Origin of the sequence: Collinsella sp. wc0529 (assembly GCF_046116875.1) — a bacterium.
Classification (GTDB): Bacteria; Actinomycetota; Coriobacteriia; order Coriobacteriales; family Coriobacteriaceae; genus Collinsella.
Genome location: NZ_JBJXBO010000002.1, coordinates 158,319 through 180,496, shown reverse-complemented (window position 1 = coordinate 180,496; position 22,178 = coordinate 158,319). Strand labels below are relative to the sequence as shown.

Sequence of the window (22,178 nt, the reverse complement as noted above, 5' to 3'; positions counted from 1 at the left end):
TCATCGTGCTAGTTTACCACATGCCACCAGGCAATAAAAAACGTCACGAAAAGCGATGTCTGAGCGCTTCGACCACGTTGGGCGGCACAAACGTCGATACATCGCTGCCGAGCGAGGCGATCTGGCGAACGACCGAGCTCGAGATGTAACCGTACTGCGGAGCACTCATGACAAAGATGGACTCCAGCTCGCTATCCAAGCGATAATTGAGGTCGGCCTGCTGCAGCTCATACTCAAAGTCGGTCATGGCGCGCAGGCCCTTGACCACGGCCCCCGCCCCCTGCTCACGAGCGAAGTCGACCAAGAGGCCGGTAAAGGGCAGGACTTCGACGCCGTCGATATTACCGAGCGCCTCGCGGGCCAGCGCCACGCGCTCATCGAGCATAAACGTGGTGCCCACACCGTTTTTACCCTGCGACTCTGCAACAGCGACGATCACACTGGGAAAGATGCGGCGGGCGCGGCGGATCACATCGATATGGCCAAACGTGATGGGATCGAAGGTGCCCGGAACGATCACGCGGTTGATGGTGTCATTCATGGGCGTCCTCCTGAAACGTCGTGGCATCGTTGTTATCGGCATCGGTGACGGCACTATCGTCCTCACCGTCGTCATCGCCGACCCAACGAAGCAGGTCGACCGAGGTAATGCCGTAGCGCTTCTCACGTACAGTCTCAAAGCCTGCCGGATGCGCGCCCGCATCGGCGGAGGCATGCTCAAACAGGGCATAAGCGCCAGGCGCAAGCAGACCCTGCTGAGCCAGGTTCTGCAGCATTTCCTCGACCGGCTCGGCACCAAAGGCATAGGGCGGGTCGAGCAGGACCAAATCAAAGGGGCCGCCCGGTACACGACCGCGCGAGGCACTTGCCAGCATGTCGCCCGTGACCACACGCCAACGCGCACGGTCACGGCAGAGCGACTCGATATTCTTGGCAATGAGCAGCGCGGCGTTGCGATCGATCTCAAACGTCGTGAGCGAGCGGGCCCCACGAGAGAGCATCTCTAACCCTAAGGCACCGGAGCCGCCAAAGGCGTCCAGCACACGAACCTCGTCCAAATCGAAATCGAATGCCGACATGACCATAGATGCGCACGCCTCGCGCACGCGATCAGTCGTGGGGCGGGTGACATCGCGACCACGGGGCTCCTCGATCTTACGACCGCGCCATTCGCCGCCGATGATTCTCATCCTCCGCTGACCTCCTTAAAAATGTGTCGATATCGCATGGCGACCGCCTCGCGCAAGGGACGCGTCGCCACAGAGTCAAGGTTGCAAGCATACCGCAAGAGCTCGACCGCGTCCAAATGGGCCCATTCGATAAGGTCCTCATCGGCATCCAGGTCCACAAAGCGCAAGGTCACGCCACCGTGCTGACGGTACCCCAGGATTTCGCCCTCGTGACGCAGACGCAGGTCCATCTGGGCAAGCGTAAAACCATCCGAGGTCTTTTCGAGCGACTGTAGACGGTCTTGTGCCGCCGAGGCGCCGCCATTGCCCTTGGAGTGCGTCATGACCAGGCACGTGCCCGACACACTGCCACGGCCCACGCGGCCGCGCAGCTGGTGCAGGGCAGCCAATCCAAAGCGCTCGCCGTTCTCGATGACCATGACGGTGGCGTTAGGCACGTCGACGCCCACCTCGACCACCGTAGTCGAGACGAGCACGTCAATCTCGCCGCGTTTAAAGGCGTCAATCACGTGATCCTTCTCCCCCGCCCGCATGCGGCCGTGGAGGCGATCGATCGTAAGGCCCGGCAGCGCCAGGCGCAGGCGGTCGAGCTCGGTCGCCGTATCGTGCAGCGGCACGGGGACGGTCACGCGGCCCTCGTCGTCGCGGGCGATACCGGACACATCCTCGAGCTCGTCGGCCGAGTCACTCGGCTCCACAAGCGGACAGATCACGTAGGCCTGCTGACCCTTCTCGTGCGCCTCGCGGATGGCACCATAGGCCAGGTCTCGGCTCGACTCGGTGAGGACGCGCGTCGTCACGCCGGCACCAGGGACTGGACGATGGCGGATGACGCTCGTGTCCAGGTCGCCGTAGACCGAGAGCGCCAACGTGCGCGGGATGGGCGTCGCCGTCATGACGAGCAGGTCCGCACCAGGACCCTTCGCGCGCAAGGCGTTGCGCTGACCCACGCCAAAGCGGTGTTGTTCGTCGATGACCACGAGCGACAAGTGCCTAAAATTCACGTCTTCGGAAAGCACGGCATGCGTACCAAAGAGCACGTCAAGCTCGCCCGATTCCAGCTGCACATGGATGCGATCGCGCTCCGCCGCCGGCGTGGCGCCCGTCAGGAGCGCCCAGGACATGCCAGCCTGAGAGAGCAAAGGGCCGGTCTTATCGGCATACTGACGAGCCAGCACGCCCGTAGGCGCCATGACGCAGGCCTGGGTGCCGCTATCGACGGCTACGGCCAACGCACAGGCGGCAACGGCCGTCTTGCCGGTACCGACGTCGCCCAGCAGCAGACGGTTCATGACGCGCGCACCATCGCACATGTCGTGCAAAATATCCTGGAATGCGGCCTCCTGCTCGTCGCTCAGCGAAAACGGCAGGGCCTGTTTGAGAGCAACAAGATGCTCGCCCGCGGTGTGGGCGTAGGGAACCACCTCGACCAAGCCGCCGTCATTGCGCAGACGCAGCGCGAGCTGCAGGTACAGGCACTCCTCATAGGCCAAACGGCGGCGCGCAATGTCGCGCTCGGCCATACTCGAGGGAAAGTGAATCGAACGAAGCGCACGGGCATTGCTCATGAGTTTGCGCTTTGCGCGCAGCGGTGCCGGGATGGGATCAAAGGGATTGCCGACGAGCTCAAGAGCACCGCTCACGATGCGACGCATCCATGCCTGGCTCACGCCGTCACTTACGTAGTGGACCGGCAAAATGGTACCCGCGGCACGACCATCCTCAAGCTTTTCAAAATGCGGCGAGGCCATCTGCTTAAAACCGTAGGCAAACTCGACCTTGCCCATCACGGCCAGGCGGTCGCCCTGTTTAAGCTGCTGGGCAATCCAGGGCTGGCGGAAAAAGGCGACCTGCAACACGCCCGTCTCGTCCACCAGCGATACCTCGGTCACCTGCATGCGCGGACGCGGCTGCTTTTGGACGATGCGGTCGACCGTGGCGATGATGGTGCACACGGTACCGATGGGCGCCATCTCGATGGACCACGAACGGGTAAAGTCGAGGTATCGATGAGGGATATGGAGAAGGAGGTCCCCCACCGTCCTAATTCCCAGACGGCGAAGGGCCTCCTCACGTTTACCCGAAACATATTTGAGTCGCGCGATATCCTCGTCGAGCGCATTGCTCTGGGCAAAGCGCTCCGAGACGCGCGGCACGGAGCAGAGCTCGGACATGGGCAGATGCCTACTCGATCGAGAAGATCACGGGATAGAGCGGCTGCTCGCCACGATGGGCGTCAATCTCCAAGTCGGGCTGAGCTTCCTCGATGGCGTCGACGATCTCCTGGAAGGCCTCATCGGACAGCTCCTCGCCGGCCAGAATCGTCAGCGCGTCGCCCTCCTCTTCCTCCTGCATGCGGTTGATGCAGTCGAGCGTGACCTGCTTCACGTCGGAGCCGACCACGTCGATGGAGCCGGCGATGATACCCATGACGTCACCGGAGTGAATCGGAGAACCGTCAGAGGCACTGGAGTCGCGCACGGCGCGGGTGACCTCGCCATCGCGGACCTCGCTGATGGCGTCGACCATGGCGGCGACGGCATCCTCGAGCTCGGAATCGGGCAGGACTGCGAACAGCGCGGAGAAGGCCTGCGGGACGGTCTTGGTGGGAACGACGGCGACCTTCTTGTCGGTGCAGGCTGAGGCAGCAGCCTCAGCGGCCATGCGGATGTTGCCGTTGTTGGGCAAGATGATGACCGAGGTCGCGTTGACCTGGTCCACCGCGCCCAGCAGGTCGGCGGTCGAGGGATTCATAGTCTGGCCACCGGAGACGACCACGTCGACGCCAAGGGACTTGAGGATGTCGGCCTCGCCGGAACCGGCGGCAACGGCGACAAAGCCCAGCGCCTTGGCGGGCTCGGCAGCCTTCTCCTGGTCCTCATGAATCTTGGCGGTACGGTCGTGGGCCTCCATCTCCATGTTGTGGATAAAGACCTCATAGATCTGACCGAGCTGCAGCATGTGCTCGAGCACCAGGTTGGGGGTATTGGAGTGCACATGGATCTTGTAGTCGGGATAGGCGCCCACGAGCAGCTCACAGTCGCCCATGGAGCCTAGGAACTTAAGGCATTCGTCCTCGTCAAACGGGGCGTCGGCCTTAAAGAGAAACTCGTTGCAGTAGCGGAACTCCGAGCCCTCCCAGTCGTCGTTAGCCTCGATCTCAACGCGGCCAAGAGCGGCATCGCGGGCAGAGCCGGCGGAGTCAAACGTAGCGGAGAAATCCTCGACAACGGTGCTGCGACCAAGCGCGGCGGCAACAAAGTTCTCCAGGAAGATGGCAAAGCCGAAGGCGCCTGAGTCGACCACGCCGTTCTCTTTGAGGACGGGCAGCAAGTCGGGCGTGCGGGCGACGGACTGGTACGCCTCGACGACGATAGCATCGAGCGCATCCTCGGCCGAGAACTTCTTCTTCTCGCACTCATCGGCCTTGGTCGAGACATCGCGCAGGACCGTGAGGATCGTGCCCTCGATGGGCTTGCGGACAGCCTGGAAGGCGACCTTGACGGCACGACGAAAGGCGAAGGCAATGTTGGCGGACGTAATAGGCTCGTCGGCAGAGACAAGACCCTCGGCCACGCCGCGCAGAATCTGCGAGGTGATGACTCCGGAGTTACCGCGGGCACCCATCAGGGAGCCGTGGGTGATGGCGCCGGCGATGGCCTCCATATCGGCATCGGCGGGAAGGGCGGAAAGCTCCTTGGTCACCGAGGCGAGCGTGAGCGACATGTTGGTGCCGGTGTCGCCGTCGGGTACGGGGAAGACGTTGAGCTTGTTGATCTCCTCGGCCTTGTCGGAAACGGCAGCCGCAGCGATCGGAAAACAGGTGCGAATGGTCTTTGCAATCATGGGTATTTGAATCTCCGTTTTCGGATGCTAGTTCAGACGGCTCTTGAGCGCGTCGATATGGATGCCGATCTTAAGGCTGGCGGGATCGATCTGGGCGATCTCCTGCAGAGTGAAGGCAACGGAACTCGAAAGATTGTGGCAGACGGACTTCATGTTGACGCCGTTCTCGAGCACGACGTGAAGATCGACCGTAAGGCCGTTCTCGTCGGCGGAAACAAGCACGCCCTTGCGGAGGCGCTGACCGGCAAGCAGGCGCACGCTCTCGGCGCCCTGGAGCTGCTCAGCCATACCGACAACGCCATAGCACGTCATCGCGGCATAACCGGCAATATCGGCAATAACGTCGTTCGAGACGCTCAGGCTGCCGTTAATGGTCTCAGACACAAGAATCTCCTTTTCTTGGTGCTCGCGGCACCATGTCGTGGGAGCAATCATTGCAATATTCTACAACGACCGCGCCATGTTGAGGTGGCGGGACTCGGGATTACATCCTCGACACGAAATGTTGATACGGTAACGTTTGCGAACGGCGATCGCGGCATGAAAAAACCCGCCGCATAAGCGACGGGTTTAACAACCTGGCTCCCCGGGTAGGACTCGAACCTACAACAGCGCGGTTAACAGCCGCGTGCTCTACCATTGAGCTACCGAGGAATAGGTGCGTGCTCTCAAGCAACGAAGTTTATTATACGGACGAATCAGCTTAGGGCAAGAACTTTTTTAAGAAATTTTCCGACCTAGTCATTGGGGACGTTCTTAAACGACTAGCCATTCAAGAACGTCCCCAATGACTACATGAAAGCGCCCCCGAGCAGATGTGCTTGAGGGCGCTTCTTCCTTGCGAGGTTAAGACTCGATGTAGTCCTTGAGCTTGCTCGAGCGGCTCGGGTGGCGGAGCTTGGCCAGGGTCTTGGACTCGATCTGGCGGATGCGCTCGCGCGTGACGCCAAACTCGCGGCCGACTTCCTCGAGCGTACGGGGATGTCCGTCGACAAGGCCAAAGCGCAGCTCGATAACCTTGCGCTCACGATCGGCAAGCGAATCGAGCACTTGGGTGAGCTGCTCCTGCAGCATGGAGAAGCTGGCCGCATCGGGCGGAACGATGGCCTGGGAGTCCTCGATGAAGTCGCCCAGCTGAGAATCCTCTTCCTCGCCGATGGGGGTCTCGAGCGACACGGGCTCCTGCGAGATCTTCTGGATCTCGCGGACGCGGTCGGCACTCATATCCATCTCGGCACCGATCTCCTCGGGGGTCGGGTCGCGACCCAGGTCCTGAAGGAGCTGGCGCTGCACGCGAACGAGTTTGTTGATGGTCTCGACCATGTGCACGGGAATACGGATGGTACGGGCCTGGTCGGCGATAGCGCGCGTGATGGCCTGACGGATCCACCACGTGGCGTACGTGGAGAACTTAAAGCCCTTCTGGTAGTCGAACTTCTCGACGGCGCGGATCAGACCGAGGTTGCCCTCCTGGATCAGGTCCAGGAACAGCATGCCGCGACCGACATAGCGCTTGGCGATGGAGACGACCAGACGCAGGTTTGCGCTGATGAGCGCCTGCTTGGCTTCGAGGCCCACGTTCTCAATGCGCGTAAGACGACGCATCTCGGCACGCGTGAGTTCGAGCTCACCAGCATCGGCAGCCTCGAGCTTCTCGGTGGCCTCAAGACCGGCCTCGATCTTCATGGCCAGATCGACCTCTTCGGAGGCGGTCAACAGGTCGACCTTGCCGATCTCCTTGAGGTACATACGGACCGGGTCGCCGGTCAGCATCACCGTGGAGGCATCGATGCCACGCACGCGCGAGCGTGAACGAGACGTGCGCACGGTGCGCTTCTTCTTGCTCTTGGAAGAACCCATCTCGGCGTCGGCCTGACGGGCCATCTTGAGCTCGTGATCGTCGAGCGAGCCGGAATCGTGCTCGTCGTCGTCATCGAAATCGTCGGTATCGGTATCGTTATCGTCATCGTCGACGTCCATGGGGGCGTCGTCGTTACCGCTCGCGGAGATAATCTGGATGCCGCTGTTGCGCAGCGCGGAATACACCGCGGTGAGCTGCTCGTCAGAAACATCGATATCCTTCAGGGCGACCTGAATCTCGTCCTCGGTTACCGAAGTCCTGTTTGAGCCGTTGCCCATGAGCTTTGCAACGTAGGATTCCAGCCCAGCACCCGTGCTCTCAGTCTTTTTTGGCACAGATTCTCCCTTCATAGTCCACAGGACTCAATACTTTAGCACACACATTGACGTCTATACCCAAAAAGAGAACTGGATATAGGCGAGAATACGCTGGTTGACCACAACATCTAGGCTTGTTCGGTGCCTGCGGCCTCCAGGCCGATCAAACGGAAGGGGTCCGCCACGCCGCCGATCGACTTTTGCAGTTCGCGTTGACGCTGCGAATCCTGCGCGGCCTGAACGGTCAGCGCGCGACGGGCCTCATCATCGAGCGAACGGTCCTGGCGCAGCTTGGCCTGTGCGGCACGCATGCGGCGTTTGATGGTGTAGAGCTCGAGCGTATCGAGCATAAACACGATGTTCGTCTCGGTGGGGTGCTTGCTCGTCGCCGAGATGCGCCCGGCACTCACAAGCGTTGCCGCCTCGGGACACACCGAGCGTGCCGCATCCATGCAGGCTGCAGGATCGGTTCCCGGCGGCGTTGCCAGAACGGCCCATGCGATGGACTCGTGACGTGGGTCAACCCACTCGATGGAGCAGATGCGGTCGGCATACGTGCGGAACAGGTCGGGGTAGCTCGTGAGCATCGTCAACAGCTCGCGCTCCCCTGCCAAGGACTTGCGCTCTAGATCGGTCAAAACCATCGGCGCCGCCGCAGCCGGTGCGTTCGAACCATCAGGCACAGGCACAGCGCCCATACCATCAGGCACATCGATCGGCGGCAGATCATCGACGACCTCTACGGGCGCGGCACCGTAGGCATCGAGCGGGACATAGTCGTACGGCTCTTCTTCGACCGGCGCGGACACCGGCGGCGTCGCGCCCGACGCCCAAGCACCGCGACCGGCATCGCGAGAGCCCGACGCCCGACCGCCCGCGCTACCGGACCGCTCAGCCTGTGCCCGCTGGCGCTCATAGTTCTGCTCACGACGTCGTTCCGCATCTTCGCGCTTGGCGACATCGCGAAACACACGACCCGAGCTCGCACGCACGGTCTCCAGATCCAAACCCAGCAGATCGGCAATCTGGATAAAGTACGTATCGATCATATAGCTGTCGTGCAGCGGATAGATAAGCGTCAGCGCATCCTCCAGCGCCTTGGCACGACCGCCCGGCGTGGTGATGTCGCTCGACTCCTGCAGCGAACGGTAAACAAAATCCATAAGCGGCTCGGCCGCGTCGATGCGCTCCTGCAGCTCCTGGCCGCCGTGCGCCGTGATGAACTCCATGGGATCGTTGCCGTCGGGCAGCACCACGCAGCGCAGGTCCATCGAATCCTGCTCGATAAACTGAATCGCGCGGCGCGCGGCCTTTTGACCGGCAGCGTCGCCATCGAACATATACACAATGCGCTTGGCAAAGCGAGTGAGCGTCTTGACGTGATGCTCCGTGAGCGCAGTGCCCAGCGTGGCGACAACGTTTTTAATCCCCACCTCCCAACAGGCGATGCAGTCGGTATAGCCCTCCACCACGATGGCGGTATCCTGCGCGACGATAAACTCCTTGGCCCAATTAAAGCCGTAGAGGTTTCGCTTTTTATGAAATACGCTCGTCTCGGCGGTATTGAGGTACTTAGGCTGGCCGTCACCCATGATGCGACCGCCAAAGGCAATGTTGTGACCCTGCTCGTCAAAGATGGGGAACATCACGCGGTCGTAGAAGCGGTCGGCGAGCTGCCCGCGCCCGCGGCTCACGGCTACGTTGGCGTCGATCATCTCCTGCGGGGTAAAACCCGCCTGGGACAGGTGCAACACCAGCGCGTTGCGGCCCGGCGCAAAGCCCAGGCAGTAGCGGCGGCAGACGTCGCCACCCATGCCGCGGCTGGCAAAGTACTCACGCGGACGGCCGTCCTTACCACGCATAAGCATGGTGTGGTAGAACTGAGCAGTCTCGGCGCACAGATCGTAGATTCTCGCACGCTTAGTACCGCGCTCGCGGCGATCTCCGGTGTCATGCAGCTCAATACCCGCGCGGTCGGCCAAATAACGGATTGACTCGGGAAAGCTCAGGTTCTCGCGCTTCATGATATAAGTGAAGACGTCGCCACCCTCGCCGCAGCCAAAGCAATGCCACACCTGCGTGGCGGGAATAATGTGGAAGGACGGCGTCTTTTCGCCATGAAAGGGGCAGCAGCCCCAAAACTCATGGCCGCGAGGCTTGAGCTCAACCGTTTCCTGCACGATGGCGACTAAATCGGACGCAGCGCGTACCTGGTCTTTTTCTTCATCGCTAATCACGGATGCTCACCCCCTGCTCACCCAAGTTGTGACGAATATCTTCGATATTACCCTCGACGGTCGCGATCAACTCATCCAGCGAATCGAACACGCGCGACGGGCGCAGCCAGCGCGTAAACGCCAGCGAAACGGAGGCGCCGTACAGGTCGCCCGTATAACCAATTAAATTAGCCTCGAGATGCGCAGATGCCGCATCGTCGGCATACGTCGGCGGCAGTCCGACGTTCACGGCAGCGGGCCACGCGGTGTCATCGACCAGCACCAGACCCTCATACACGCCATCGGCTGGCACCTGAATGCCGTCGGGAACCTGCAAGTTTGCCGTGGGAAAGCCCATGCCAGAACCCTCGTGACGGCCGCGAATAACACCGCCACGCACCATATACGGACGGCCGAGTAACCCAGCAGCAAGCTCCACATGGCCCTGTCCCAGCTCATGACGAATGCGGGTGGCGCAAATGGCCTCACCGCCCTCGCAAAGCAGGTCGTGACCATACACGTCAACGCCGTGCTCGGAACCCCAGGAGCGCATCTCGGCAACACCAGAAGCACCGCCACGACCCAGCCTAAAGTCACTGCCAACGCGAATCGATCGAATGTCGACCAGACGCGACACCAGCGAGAGAAAATCAACATGGTCAAGCGCCGCAACCTCAGGCGTAAAGGGAACGGCCACCACCGCATCGACCCCGGTTTGAGCCAAGGCATGCAGACGGTCGGCCGTCGTCATCAATTTTTGAGCGGGCGAAGGGCTCACCACGACGTCCGGGTCGGGATCGAAGGTAACTACGACCGCCTTGCAGCCATGGGCACGGGCATCACGGACAAGCGCCGCAATGAGCTCCTGGTGTCCACGGTGAACGCCGTCGAACACGCCGATGGCGATTGAAGCGGCACCCAAGTGCTCACACTCATCAAACGTATCGGCAGTAACGATGCGAGCCTCGTCCGACTCGCCCGCGAAAAAGATACGCGCGAGCTCGCGAACGGACAACATCATCGAACACCGCCGATTGCCTGCGGAAACACGTGCTCCATAACAAAGCGGCCACCCTCAATGCGGGCGAGCGCCTTGAGTCCCCCATCGAGCACCAACGCAAACGGCGCCTTCGAGGCATCGAAATCGGCAAGCGCACGCTCAACGGGAATGCGTCGGCCGCAGAGAAGGTCGTCGGCAAGATTGCCCGGCAAGTCAACACGTGTGGCGCCCAGGGCCGCAATGGGATCCAGGGCAAAGCCAGCCGCGGACTCGGGAGAAAGCTCCTCGACCGCATGACAGGCGCCAATGGAAACAACACCGGAGGCCGTGCGGCGCAGCGCGGAAATATGCGCAGCGCTATCGCAAGCGCGGCCCAGGTCGCGAGCGAGCGCACGGATATAGGTGCCCTTGCTCACCGAGAACGCCACGGTCCATACACACGTATCACCTTCGCCGCCCACGGCGATCAGGGCGGCGGCATAGACCTCGACGGGGCGCGGAGGTAGGTCCACCGCATTGCCCTCGCGAGCAGACTTGTAGGCGCGAACGCCATTGACCGAGATAGCAGAAAACGCCGGCGGCACCTGCATCTGCGGGCCCAGCATGGCGGCCAAGCGCTCACGAGCATAGGCAGGATCGCGGAGCTCGTTGGCAACAGCCACCGTGCGGACCGCCTCGCCCTCCGCATCATCGGTATTGGTCTCGGCGCCAAACGAAATATCGGCGACGTAGCTTTTGGTATCGAGCGTGAGCATGCCCAGCAGACGGGTGGCCTGGCCCACACCCACCACCATGACGCCCGATGCCATGGGGTCGAGCGTGCCGGCATGGCCGACGCGCCGCTCATGGAGGGCGCGTCGGCATTGCGAGACCACATCGTGGGACGTGCAGCCCACCGGCTTATCGACGGCGAGCAGCATATTCAGTTGTGAAGGCGTACGACGAGCCATGTACCATCCAAAAAGTTAAAGCTCGACGGTCACCGAAGCGGGATCCTCCCCTACCAGCTCGGCCAGCATGGGAAGTGCCACGGTGAGCGTCTCGAGAATCGTTCCGTTGTTGGAGAAACCGGCGGCAGCATGATGCCCGCCACCGCCAAAGGCAGCAGCGATCTCGGACACGTTGAGGTCGCCCTTGGAGCGCAGATTGCCGCGCACCTTTGTATCGCCCTCGATACCCTTCAGGAACAGGCAGACCTCGACGCCCATCACTGAGCGCACCACGTCAACCAGGCCGTCGCACTCATCCGAGGTGACACCGCAAGCCTCAAGGTCACTCTGGTACGCGTAGCTATACGCGACGCGCCCGTGGGCCACTGTCTTGATGCGGCCCATAACGATGGACTTGAGGTGCAAAAACTCAACGCGCATGCTCTGATATACCTCGAGTGCCACACGCGCCGGATCGGCACCGTGGGCAACCAGTCGCGAAGCTGCATGGAACGCAGCGGCATCGGCGTTTTGGTACTGAAAACGGCCGGTATCGGTAACCAAGCCGCACAGCAGGCAGGTCGCAACGCCATCACGGGCGACAATGCCACAGTTGTCCAAGAAGCGGTCGATGATCATAGCGCAGGCTGCAGCTTCAACACGCCTCAGGCTCAGTTCGGCAAACTCCTCGCGAGCCGGATGGTGATCGAAGCACACCACATGCTTGGAGCGACGAAGCACCTCAGCAGAGTCGTTGAGGCGCTCGACGACCGGTACGTCCACCGAGATGAACAGGTCCGGATTGCCAGTGTACGCAGATGCCGGCACCAGGCGATCAGAGCCTTCCATAAAGCGGTAGATGCGCGGAACCGGGTCATCGTCTGCCAGCAGCAGCGCAATGTCCTTGTTGGGAAAAAACTTGATGAGCGAAAGGCCCAGACCCAACACGGAGCCCAAGGCATCGCCATCGGGAGAAGTATGTCCCGAAATCGCAATGGAGGACGCACCCTCGATGAGCTCGAGGATGCGTCGCTGAATATCTGCAGACTCGCACGAGGCGAGGTCGGCGGAATTAGTCATCTAAAGCTGCCTCCTGGGCGGCATCTGCTATCGGATAGCCGTCCTCGTCCTTTTCGATCGCAAGCGTGGCGGGAACGTTTTCCAGCGCACGCGTGATGCGCTCGGCCTCATCGGTCGAGCGATCGATGCGAAAATCGAGCTCGGGCGTAACACGCCAATCGAGCGAGCGAGCCAACAGGCTGCGAATACGGCCCTTAGCGCTAGCGAGCGCCTCCATGACCTCGTCGTAGCGACTCGCATCGCACGACACGTACACACGCGCGAACGAACGGTCCACCGCGACCTCGACCGCGGTCAAAGTAACCAGGTCGAGACGCGGATCGGAAACCTCAAAGAGCAGGATATAACCGAGCTTCTCGCGAAGCTGCTCGCCCAGACGGCGGGTTGCCTGCGTTTGCTTCATAGAGCTACCCCCTACTCGGTACGGGCAACCTGGTCGATGCGGTAACCCTCGATCTGGTCGCCGGGCTTGATGTCCTGGAAGTTCTCCAGGCCAATGCCGCCCTCGGAACCGCTCTTGAGGCTCTTGGCCTCGTCCTTGTAGTGGCGCATCGAGGCGATCTTGCCGTTGAAGACCACGATACCGTCGCGCACCAGGCGCACGGAATCGGTCGCGGCGATCTCGCCCTCTTCGACGCGGACACCGGCGGCGATACCGACTTTGGGCACCTTGAAGGTGTCCAGAACGGTCGCGGTACCCGTGGCGACCTCGACCTCGGTGGGCTTGAGCATGCCGATACGGGCGGCGTCGAGCTCCTCGAGGCACTTGTAGATGACGTCGTAGCAACGGATCTCGACGCCCTCGCGCTCGGCGGCGGAGCGGGCCTTACCGTCGGGACGGACGCCAAATCCGATGATGATGGCGTTGGAGGCGTCGGCCAGGACGACGTCGGTCTCGTTGATGGCGCCAACGGCGGAGTGGATCGTGTTGATGCGAACCTCGGACTGATCCATCTTGTCGAGCGAGTCCTGAAGGGCCTCGATGGAACCCTGGACGTCGGCCTTGATGATCAGGTTGAGCTCCTTGACCTCGGCGTCGGCGATGGTCTCGAAGAGGTTCTCGAGCGTGACGTGCTTCACGCGGCTCTGCTCCTCGATACGGGCCTTGAGCGAACGCTCGTCGGCAAGGGCGCGAGCCTCGCGCTCGTCCTCGAACACGCGGAACTCGTCGCCGGCGTTGGGCACGGACTGCAGACCCAGGATCTCGACAGCGTCGGAGGGACCGGCCTCGGTGACGGCGCGACCCTTGGGGTCGAGCATGGCGCGGACGCGGCCGTAGGTAAGGCCAGCGACCAGCGTATCGCCCACGTGCAGGGTACCGCGGGTCACGAGCACGGTAGCGACCGAACCGCGGCCCTTGTCGAGCTTGGCCTCGAGGACGTTGCCGGAGGCAAAGGTGTCCGGGTTAGCCTTGAGCTCGAGCACGTCTGCCTGGAGCAGCACGGTCTCCAGAAGGTCATCAATGCCGATCTTCTGCTTGGCCGAGATGTTGACGAACATGTTCTGTCCGCCCCACTCCTCGGGGATGACGCCGTACTCGGTGAGCTCCTGGCGCACGCGGTCGGGGTTGGCGCCGGGCTTATCGATCTTGTTGACGGCGACGACGATGGGAACGCCGGCGGCCTTGGCGTGGTTGATCGACTCGACCGTCTGGGGCATGACGCCGTCGTCGGCAGCCACGATCAGAATGACGATGTCGGTCACCTTGGCGCCACGGGCACGCATGGCCGTAAAGGTAGCGTGACCCGGGGTATCGATGAAGGTGATCTTGCGGTCGTTGATCATGACCTGCGAAGCGCCGATGGCCTGCGTAATGCCGCCCGCCTCGCCGGCAGCAACGCCAGTGTGACGGATGGCGTCGAGCAGCGACGTCTTGCCGTGGTCGACGTGACCCATGACGGTGACGACCGGGGCGCGCGGCTTGAGGTCGGCGGGATCGTCGTAGAACGAGAAGGTGTTCTCCTCCTCGGGGGTGATGATCTTGATCTGACGGCCCAGGTCGTCGGCAACAAGCTCGACGAGGTCGTCGGACATGGACTGCGTCATGGTGAGCGGCGTACCCAGCAGGAACAGGCGCTTGATAATGTCGTTGGCCGGAACGTCGAGCGCCTCGGCAAGCTCCTGGACGGTAACGCCCTGGGAGACCTTGATGGCGTCGAGGTCCTCGGGGTTCACGCCCTGGGCCAGCGCCTCCTCTATCTTGCGCTCCTCCTGAGCCTTGGCAGCCTCGCGCTCGCGCTTCTCCTTGCGCTTCTTGCGGCGACCGGTGGACTCGCGAGAGGCCTCCTCGACGGCAGCACGAGCCTCCTCGAGCACCTTCTCGCGGCTGTACTCCTCGGCCTCGCGAGCCATGCGGCTGTAGTGGTCCTCTTCGTTGTTGTGACCGCCCTTGCGTTTCTTGCCCTTGCCCTGCTTGTCGGGGTTGGGGAAGTCCATGCCAGCAGCGACGTTGTTGCTGGCGTTGGTGCGATGGCTGTGCGGACGGCTCTCGGAGGCGTTGCGCTCGGAGTTGTTGTCGGAGGCGTTGCGATCGTTACGACGGCCACCGCGGCGGTCGTTGTTGCCGCCACGACGGTTACCGCGCTCGGCGGCGCGCTCGGCCTTGGCCTTGTCCTCGGCGTCTTTCTTCTCCTTGAGCACGGTCTCCTGTGCGGCGATCTGGTCGAGCAGCGAACGGAAGCGCGAACCGGAGTCGGAAGCGGGAACGGCGCGGCGCTGGGCCTCGCGGGCAGCCTCCTCCTTCTCGCGGGCAAGGCGCTCCTGCTCGGCCTTCTTCTTGGCCTCGGCCTCGGCGCGGGCAGCCTCCTCGGCAGCCTGGGCTGCGGCAAACTGGCGGCGCTCCTCCTCGCGGGCCTTCTCGGCGGCGATGCGCTCGCGCTCGGCCTCAGCGGCGCGAGCGGCCTCCTCGGCGGCAGCTGCCTGCTCCTCGGCCTGCTTGGCGGCCTCGACTTCCTGAGCGCGGGCCTCGATCACCGAGGCGAGCTGCTTGCGGACCATGGCGACATAGGCGTCCTCCAAGGTGGAGGAAGCGGACTTAGCGGGAATCTTCATATCGGCGAGATGACCCATCAGTTCCTTGGAGGTCATGCCGAACTCTTTGGCCAGGGTGGACACACGGACTTTTGCCATATGACTTCACCTACCCTTTCTGGCACCTTGGGTGCCTAGAGACTGAACGAGCGTGGGAGACGCGCCGGGACCCGCCCGGCGCGACCGCGCGCTAGATCAGGTCCTCCGCATCATCGAAGGCGTCGGTGTCATGGACACCGCAGAAACGGGAGCCGGGACGAGCCTGGTTGCGGCACTGGATGCCGTCCTCGGACACGTACTCGCAGCGGCGGACGTCCTCGTCCTCCTCGTCACCGATCAGGTCGGCGGCGGGCTCCTCGTGAACGGGAACGTTCTTGAGGATGTCGGCGGCAAGCGTCTCGGACTTGATGTCGATGTGCCAGCCGGTCAGGCGCGCGGCGAGGCGGGCGTTCTGGCCCTCCTTGCCGATGGCGAGGGACAGCTGGTCGTCGGGCACGATGACGCCGGCGTAGGCCTTCTCCTCGTCAATGAGGACGCGGGTGACCTTAGCGGGCGACAGGGCGTTGGCGACATAGACGGCAGGATCGGCATCCCACAGGATGACGTCGACGCGCTCGCCACGGAGCTCGCCCACGACAGCGCGAACACGGCTGCCCTTGGGGCCGACGCAGGCGCCCACGGGATCCAGACGATCGTCAAGCGAGTGGACGGCGACCTTGGAGCGCTGGCCGGGCTCGCGGGCGATCGACTTGATCTGGACGGTGCCCTCATAGATCTCGGGCACCTCCTGCTCAAACAGACGACGCATGAGCTCGGGGTGGGTACGGGAGATGACAATCGGCGGACGGCTGTGCTCGCCGCGAACCGGCTGCAGGTTGGAGTTGGGGTCGCGAACGTCGATGATCACGGCCTTGATGTGCTGGTTGTGCAGGTAGCGCTCGCCCATCGGACGCTCGTTGCGCTCGTTCTCGTAACGACGCTGGTCGAAGTGCGGAAGCTCGGCCTCGACGCCCTCGCGGATCTTGACGATCGTGAAGTCGGGCGTGGACTGCAGCACGGTACCGCTGATGAGGTCGCCGATGCGGCCGGAGAACTCCTCGTAGATCTGCTCGCGGGCGGAGTTGCGCACGATGGCGTTGATCTCGGCCTTAGCGTGCTGGGCAGCAATGCGGCTCGTGTTCTTGGGGGTGACGTCGATCTCCTCGAACTCGGTGAAGTTGCCCTCCTCGTCCATGGAATCGTCGATCGGCTCCAGGCGGTAGACGTAGATCTTGCCGGTGGTGCGGTCGATGGTCACCTTGGCGCCCCACTCAAGATGCAGGATCTCGGCATAGCTCTTGGCGAGCGACTGCTCCAGGCGGTCGATCAGGTAGAGCTGGTCGATGTGCTTCTCCTGGCAAAGCTCCATCAGGGCGGACATCATGTCGGATGCTGCCATCTTACTTTCCTTCCTTCGCGGGCTTGAAGTCGTAGGTGGGCTTCAACTTGCACTTTTTAACATCAGAGAAATCGAGGGTAACGGACTCGCCGTCCTCAAGCTCGAGGGTCACGTTGGTCTCGGTTGCGGCGGCAATCTTGCCGGCGTACTTGCGACGGCCCTCGGTGGCGGTGGAGGTGAGCTCACAGTTCTCGCCCACAAAGCGGGCAAAGTCGCACGGGCGGCGCAGCGGACGCGCCATACCCGGGCTCGACACCTCGAGCGTATAGCTCGAAGAGATGGGGTCGAGCTCCTCAATCACATCGCCGACCCACTTGGTGTTGGCCGTGACGTCGTTGAGCGACAGGCTCTGACCCTCGGCACCCTCGATACGCACGCGCACGCAGGGGGCCTTGGTGGCACCCACGAGCTCGACGTCGACGATGTCGATATCGTGCTGGGGAGCGACGGCCTCGAGCGCGTCGATGATCGCCTGCTCGGTCTTGGTCTTGACCATTGCGGCACCTCCATCCATACAAAAAAGAAGCGGGGCCGAAACCCCACTTCTTTCAATTACAACTTCATTTGCAAGCAAACTATACCAATACCTGCACAAACGTGCAACCACAACACAAACCCGCAGGTCAGCGTGAGCACAGGTTCTCCACAAGAAATGGATAATTGGGTGTTGTCGCAAGTATACATAACCAAAAAGGGGGCGACTCCATACGGAATCGTCCCCCCTCGCCTTTTCATGTCAGCTAGGCGCGCAATGCTTACTTGACCACCAGGTTGACCAGCTTGCCGGGCACGCAGATGGCCTTGACGACCGTCTTGCCGTCGAGCCACTTGGCGACGGCGGCCTCGGCGGCAGCCTGCATATCCTCATTGGAGGCATCGCGGGCAACGTCGACGCGGCCGCGGACCTTGCCGAGCACCTGGACCACGATCTGCACCGTGTCCTCAACGGACTCGGCCAGGTCGAAATCGGGCCAGGCGGCGGTGTAGGCGTTGCCCTCGCAGCCGAGCGCCTCGTGCCACAGCTCGTCGGCCCAGAACGGGCAGATGGGGGCAAGGACGCTCACGATGTCCTTGGCCACGCCGTAGCACAGCGCCTTGTCGCGGGCGGTACCCTCGGTGGCGTTGAGGTAGGCGCTCGCCGCGTTGACGAGCTCCATGACGGCCGAGATCGCGGTGTTGAACTGGCCGCGGTCGAAGTCCTCAGTGCACTTGGCGATGGTGCGGTGACGCTCGCGATAGAGCTTCATCGCAACCTCGTCGAGCGCGGACTTGTCGAAGGCCACGTTGGCGTCACCGGACTGGACGAGCTGCCAAACGATACGCCAGGCGCGCTTGATAAAGCGGTTGGCGCCCTCGACGGCCTTGGGATCCCAGTCGAAGTCCTTCTCGGGCGGGGCGATAAACAGGATCGCCAAACGCATGGTGTCGGCACCGTAGGGCTCGATGACCGAGCTCGGGGGCACGACATTGCCCTTGGACTTGGACATGGTGTCGCCGTTCTCGTCCTTGACCATGCCCTGGCACAGCAGGTTGGTGAAGGGCTCGTCCACGCTCAGCAGGCCAAGGTCGCGCAGGGCCTTGGTAAAGAAGCGGCTGTAGAGCAGGTGCAGAATAGCGTGCTCGATGCCGCCGATGTAGTTATCGACGGGCATCCAACGGTCTGCCGCCTCGCGGGAGAAGGGCAGCTCGGTGTTGTGCGGGTCGGTATAGCGCAGGTAATACCAGCTGGAGCAGGTAAAGGTATCCATGGTATCGGTCTCGCGCTTGGCCGGGCGGCCGCAGACCGGGCAGGTGGTCTCGTAGAAGTCCTTGCACTCGGCAAGGGTTTCGCCGGCGCCCAGGTCCAGGTTCTCGGGCAGCGTCACCGGCAGCTGATCCTCGGGCACGGGCACGATACCGCAGTGCTCGCAGTGGATGGCCGGGATGGGGTTGCCCCAATAGCGCTGGCGGCTGATGAGCCAGTCGCGCAGACGGAACTCGACCTTGCGACGACCGCAGCCCATGGCCTCGAGGTCGGCCACGATCGCAGCCTCGCCCTCGGAGTGCTTGCCGCCGCGCATGCCAGTGTACTTGCCGGACTGTACGAGCGTACCCTCGGCAGCGTGAGCGCAATCCCAGTCGACGGTCTCGGCATGGAAGGTATCAATGGTCTCGCCGCTGGCCTCGACGGCAGCGCGATCGTCATCGTCCAGGATGATCGGCACGATCGGCAAGTCGTACTTACGGGCAAACTCAAAGTCGCGCTGGTCGCCGCAGGGAACGGCCATGACGGCGCCGGTGCCGTAGTCGGCAACGACATAATCGGCAACCCACACGGGGACCTTCTCGCCGTTGACGGGGTTTACCACATAGCGGCCCGTGAAGGCACCGTGCTTCTCGAGGGTGCCCTGGGCACGCTCGACGGCAGAGATATGCTTGGAGTTCTCGACGATCTTGGTGACGGCCTCCTCGTACTCCGTGCCCTCGACGAGCTCGTGCAGGCCGGCGTACTCGGGAGCCAGGACAAAGAAGGAGACGCCAAAAAGGGTATCGGCTCGCGTGGTGAAAACGGTGATCTTACCCTCATCGCCCTCGATGGGCTCGCCATCCCGGTCGCACAGGGTAAAGTCGACCTCGGCGCCCTCGGAGCGACCGATCCAGTTGGCCTGCATCTGCTTGACGCGCTCGGGCCAGCCGGGGAGCTTCTCCAGGTCGTCGAGCAGCTCCTGAGAGTACTCGGTAATCTTGTAGTACCACTGCTCAAGGTCGCGCTTCTCGGGCTCGGTGCCGCAGCGCCAGCACTTACCCTCGGTAACCTGCTCGTTGGCCAGAACGGTCTTGCAGGTGGGGCACCAGTTGACCGGGTTCTTTTTACGGTAGACCAGGCCCTTTTCCCACATCTTCTCAAAGATCCACTGGCCCCAGCGGTAGTAGTCGGGGCTGCAGGTCTTGACCATGCGATCCAGATCGTAGGAGAAGCCCATGCGCTTCATCGTGGCGAGCGCCTGGTCCATGTTCTTATACGTCCAGGCGGCAGCCTGCGTGTTGTGCTTGATAGCGGCGTTCTCGGCAGGAAGGCCAAAGGCATCAAAGCCGATGGGGTGCAGCACATCGTAGCCGCGCATGCGGGCCTGACGGGCCATGGCATCGCCGATGGTGTAGTTGCGCGCGTGGCCCATGTGCAGGTCGCCCGACGGATACGGGAACATCTCGAGCACGTACTTCTTGGGCTTGCTGTCGTCGGTGTCGACGGCAAAGAGGTTGGAGTCCTCCCAGGCCTTCATCCACCGGGACTCAATGGCCTGCGCGTCGTAGGCAGGAATCTCGTCCTTATGATCTGTGCAATCGCACATATCAGCTCCTTTAATCTTAGCTGGGGTCGGTCGGCTTAGCTTTGTTCGCTACTGCGGACAGTCCTGCGCAAGACGAAGAGCACATTTAGTGCTCTTCTTTGCGTGCGGAACTTGTAGCGAACAAAGCTAAGCCGACCGACCCTAAGGTTAACTTGACTGATGATAGCAAATACGACAAGCGAGATGCCTGCGACTTGCGGGCATCTCGCTTTATCTAAATAACGTGGTTTTGAATCAACCACTAATTGTCACCCGCCCAAGCATGGTCGGGTTTTCCAAGTGCCGCAGATTGCTGTGAAAGAAGAGCGACGCGTACTTTGGTACGCGAGCGACGCTTTGAACGGCAAGGTGCGGTGCTTGGGAAAGCCGCTTAGCGGTAGCTGACGCTCTGCTGGGAATCCTTGACGACAACGTCGTGGGCGCCGCCTTCGACGATGGAGGTGGAGCTTACCAGCGTCAGGCGTGCCTTTTCCTGGAGCTCGGGGATCGAGAGGGCACCGCAGTTGCACATCGTGGACTTAACCTTGTAGAGCGTGCCGCCCACGCCGTCCTTGAGGGAACCGGCGTAGGGAACGTAGGAGTCGACGCCCTCGACGAAGCTGAGCTTCGCGGCGCCGCCCAGGTCGTAGCGCTGCCAGTTGCGGGCACGCGCAGAACCCTCGCCCCAGTACTCCTTCATGTACTGGCCATTGACGTTGACGCGCTCGGTCGGGCTCTCGTCGAAGCGGGCGAAGTAGCGACCCAGCATCATGAAGTCGGCACCCATGGCAAGGGCGAGCGTCATGTGGTAGTCGTAAACGATACCGCCGTCGGAGCACACGGGTACGTAGACGCCGGTCTCCTCGTAGTACTCGTCGCGAGCGCGGCAGACGTCGATCAGCGCGGTGGCCTGGCCACGGCCGATACCCTTGGTCTCACGGGTGATGCAGATGGAACCGCCGCCGATACCGACCTTGATGAAGTCGGCGCCGCAGTCGGCCAGGAAACGGAAACCCTCGGCGTCGACGACGTTACCGGCACCGACCTTGACGTCCTCGCCGTAGTTGGCGCGGATCCACTCGATGGTGCGCTTCTGCCACTCGCTGAAGCCCTCGGAGGAGTCGATGCACAGGACATCGGCGCCGGCCTCGATGAGCAGCGGCACGCGCTCGGCATAGTCGCGGGTGTTGATACCGGCGCCGACCATGTAGCGCTTGTCGCCATCGAGCAGCTCGTTGGGGTTGGTCTTGTGGCTGTCGTAGTCCTTGCGGAAGACGATGCCCATGAGGTGATCGTTGTCGTCGACGATCGGCAGGGCGTTAAGCTTGTTGTCCCAGATGACGTCGTTGGCAACCTTGAGGCTGATGTTCTTGTCGCCCACGATGAGCTGCTCACGCGGGGTCATGAACTCGGAGACCTTCGTCTGGTGGTCATCGCGGCTGGGGCGATAGTCACGGCTGGTGACGATGCCCAGGAGCTTACCCTTGGGAGTGCCGTCGTCGGTGACCGGCATAGTGGAGTGACCGGTCTTCTCCTTGAGCTCGATGACCTGCTCCATGGTCATGTCGGGGGTCAGCGTGGAATCGGACTGAACGAAGCCGGCCTTGTGATCCTTGACGGCCTTGACCATAGCGGCCTCGGACTCGGCGCTCTGGGAACCGTAAATGAAGGACAGGCCGCCCTCGGTAGCGAGCGCGACACCCATATCGACGCCCGAGACGGACTGCATGATGGCGGAAACCATGGGGATGTTCAGGGTGATTGCCGGCTTCTCACCGCGCTTAAAGCGGGTTAGCGGCGTCTTAAGAGAGACGTTGTTGGGGATGCACTGCGAGGACGAGTAACCAGGGACCAGCAGATACTCCGAAAACGTGTGGGACTCACCGGGAAAGAACGTAGCCATGTTTCTCCTTTTTCCATGCGACCGGTCGGCTGCAGGCCTCGTAGGACCCAGCCCAAC

16 protein-coding genes and 1 tRNA gene are annotated in these 22,178 nt (G+C 62.2%); all 17 read right to left on the bottom strand.

Annotated elements, in window-relative coordinates; all coding sequences use genetic code 11:
- Window positions 1-43 precede the first annotated feature (43 nt).
- Entirely contained in the window at window positions 44-541 is a 498-nt protein-coding gene (gene coaD, locus ACKUTP_RS07355) for a pantetheine-phosphate adenylyltransferase (protein WP_152068081.1), read from the bottom strand.
- Window positions 534-1,190, bottom strand: a complete 657-nt coding sequence (rsmD, locus tag ACKUTP_RS07350) for a 16S rRNA (guanine(966)-N(2))-methyltransferase RsmD (protein WP_409063962.1) — start codon at window positions 1,188-1,190, stop codon at window positions 534-536. The genes coaD and rsmD overlap by 8 nt, the downstream gene beginning before the upstream one ends.
- The gene (recG, locus tag ACKUTP_RS07345; RefSeq protein ID WP_409063961.1) at window positions 1,187-3,364 is read right to left on the bottom strand and encodes an ATP-dependent DNA helicase RecG; all 2,178 of its coding nucleotides are present in this window, start codon (window positions 3,362-3,364) and stop codon (window positions 1,187-1,189) included. The genes rsmD and recG overlap by 4 nt, the downstream gene beginning before the upstream one ends.
- A 10-nt stretch (window positions 3,365-3,374) precedes the next feature.
- Window positions 3,375-5,036 carry a DAK2 domain-containing protein gene (locus ACKUTP_RS07340; protein WP_055309525.1) on the bottom strand — a complete coding sequence of 554 codons (1,662 nt, stop codon included), beginning with the start codon at window positions 5,034-5,036 and terminating at the stop codon, window positions 3,375-3,377.
- 27 nt (window positions 5,037-5,063) lie between these two features.
- Entirely contained in the window at window positions 5,064-5,420 is a 357-nt protein-coding gene (locus ACKUTP_RS07335) for an Asp23/Gls24 family envelope stress response protein (RefSeq protein WP_022093773.1), read from the bottom strand.
- A gap of 195 nt (window positions 5,421-5,615) precedes the next feature.
- A tRNA-Asn gene (locus tag ACKUTP_RS07330) sits at window positions 5,616-5,690 on the bottom strand.
- A gap of 192 nt (window positions 5,691-5,882) precedes the next feature.
- Window positions 5,883-7,232 carry an RNA polymerase sigma factor RpoD gene (gene rpoD / locus ACKUTP_RS07325; RefSeq protein WP_409063960.1) on the bottom strand — a complete coding sequence of 450 codons (1,350 nt, stop codon included), beginning with the start codon at window positions 7,230-7,232 and terminating at the stop codon, window positions 5,883-5,885.
- Window positions 7,233-7,342: 110 nt separating this feature from the next.
- Window positions 7,343-9,451, bottom strand: a complete 2,109-nt coding sequence (gene dnaG, locus ACKUTP_RS07320) for a DNA primase (protein ID WP_161116075.1) — start codon at window positions 9,449-9,451, stop codon at window positions 7,343-7,345.
- The gene (ribF, locus tag ACKUTP_RS07315; protein WP_240126058.1) at window positions 9,444-10,451 is read right to left on the bottom strand and encodes a riboflavin biosynthesis protein RibF; all 1,008 of its coding nucleotides are present in this window, start codon (window positions 10,449-10,451) and stop codon (window positions 9,444-9,446) included. Before ribF ends, dnaG begins: the two co-directional genes overlap by 8 nt.
- Entirely contained in the window at window positions 10,448-11,380 is a 933-nt protein-coding gene (truB, locus tag ACKUTP_RS07310) for a tRNA pseudouridine(55) synthase TruB (RefSeq protein WP_161116076.1), read from the bottom strand. Before truB ends, ribF begins: the two co-directional genes overlap by 4 nt.
- Window positions 11,381-11,395: 15 nt before the next feature.
- Window positions 11,396-12,439, bottom strand: a complete 1,044-nt coding sequence (locus ACKUTP_RS07305) for a DHH family phosphoesterase (protein ID WP_409063959.1) — start codon at window positions 12,437-12,439, stop codon at window positions 11,396-11,398.
- Window positions 12,432-12,842, bottom strand: coding sequence for a 30S ribosome-binding factor RbfA (gene rbfA, locus ACKUTP_RS07300; protein WP_006234038.1), 411 nt, complete (start codon window positions 12,840-12,842; stop codon window positions 12,432-12,434). The genes ACKUTP_RS07305 and rbfA overlap by 8 nt, the downstream gene beginning before the upstream one ends.
- 11 nt (window positions 12,843-12,853) lie before the next feature.
- The gene (gene infB, locus ACKUTP_RS07295) at window positions 12,854-15,568 is read right to left on the bottom strand and encodes a translation initiation factor IF-2 (protein WP_006234040.1); all 2,715 of its coding nucleotides are present in this window, start codon (window positions 15,566-15,568) and stop codon (window positions 12,854-12,856) included.
- Window positions 15,569-15,659: 91 nt separating this feature from the next.
- Window positions 15,660-16,907 (bottom strand): transcription termination factor NusA, encoded by a 1,248-nt coding sequence (nusA, locus tag ACKUTP_RS07290; protein ID WP_006234042.1) that lies wholly within the window; start codon window positions 16,905-16,907, stop codon window positions 15,660-15,662.
- A 1-nt stretch (window position 16,908) separates the two neighbouring features.
- Entirely contained in the window at window positions 16,909-17,403 is a 495-nt protein-coding gene (gene rimP, locus ACKUTP_RS07285) for a ribosome maturation factor RimP (RefSeq protein ID WP_152068090.1), read from the bottom strand.
- 259 nt (window positions 17,404-17,662) lie between these two features.
- Entirely contained in the window at window positions 17,663-20,239 is a 2,577-nt protein-coding gene (gene leuS / locus ACKUTP_RS07280; protein WP_161116079.1) for a leucine--tRNA ligase, read from the bottom strand.
- Between the two features lie 370 nt (window positions 20,240-20,609).
- The gene (locus tag ACKUTP_RS07275) at window positions 20,610-22,121 is read right to left on the bottom strand and encodes an IMP dehydrogenase (protein WP_055251158.1); all 1,512 of its coding nucleotides are present in this window, start codon (window positions 22,119-22,121) and stop codon (window positions 20,610-20,612) included.
- Window positions 22,122-22,178 lie beyond the last annotated feature (57 nt).

Coding starts and splice junctions, on each gene's coding strand:
- coaD (WP_152068081.1), bottom strand. CDS start 541: ATGAATGACACCATCAACCGCGTGATCGTTCCGGGCACCTTCGATCCC.
- rsmD (WP_409063962.1), bottom strand. CDS start 1,190: ATGAGAATCATCGGCGGCGAATGGCGCGGTCGTAAGATCGAGGAGCCC.
- recG (WP_409063961.1), bottom strand. CDS start 3,364: ATGTCCGAGCTCTGCTCCGTGCCGCGCGTCTCGGAGCGCTTTGCCCAG.
- ACKUTP_RS07340 (WP_055309525.1), bottom strand. CDS start 5,036: ATGATTGCAAAGACCATTCGCACCTGTTTTCCGATCGCTGCGGCTGCC.
- ribF (WP_240126058.1), bottom strand. CDS start 10,451: ATGATGTTGTCCGTTCGCGAGCTCGCGCGTATCTTTTTCGCGGGCGAG.
- truB (WP_161116076.1), bottom strand. CDS start 11,380: ATGGCTCGTCGTACGCCTTCACAACTGAATATGCTGCTCGCCGTCGAT.
- ACKUTP_RS07305 (WP_409063959.1), bottom strand. CDS start 12,439: ATGACTAATTCCGCCGACCTCGCCTCGTGCGAGTCTGCAGATATTCAG.
- rbfA (WP_006234038.1), bottom strand. CDS start 12,842: ATGAAGCAAACGCAGGCAACCCGCCGTCTGGGCGAGCAGCTTCGCGAG.
- infB (WP_006234040.1), bottom strand. CDS start 15,568: ATGGCAAAAGTCCGTGTGTCCACCCTGGCCAAAGAGTTCGGCATGACC.
- nusA (WP_006234042.1), bottom strand. CDS start 16,907: ATGGCAGCATCCGACATGATGTCCGCCCTGATGGAGCTTTGCCAGGAG.
- rimP (WP_152068090.1), bottom strand. CDS start 17,403: ATGGTCAAGACCAAGACCGAGCAGGCGATCATCGACGCGCTCGAGGCC.
- leuS (WP_161116079.1), bottom strand. CDS start 20,239: ATGTGCGATTGCACAGATCATAAGGACGAGATTCCTGCCTACGACGCG.
- ACKUTP_RS07275 (WP_055251158.1), bottom strand. CDS start 22,121: ATGGCTACGTTCTTTCCCGGTGAGTCCCACACGTTTTCGGAGTATCTG.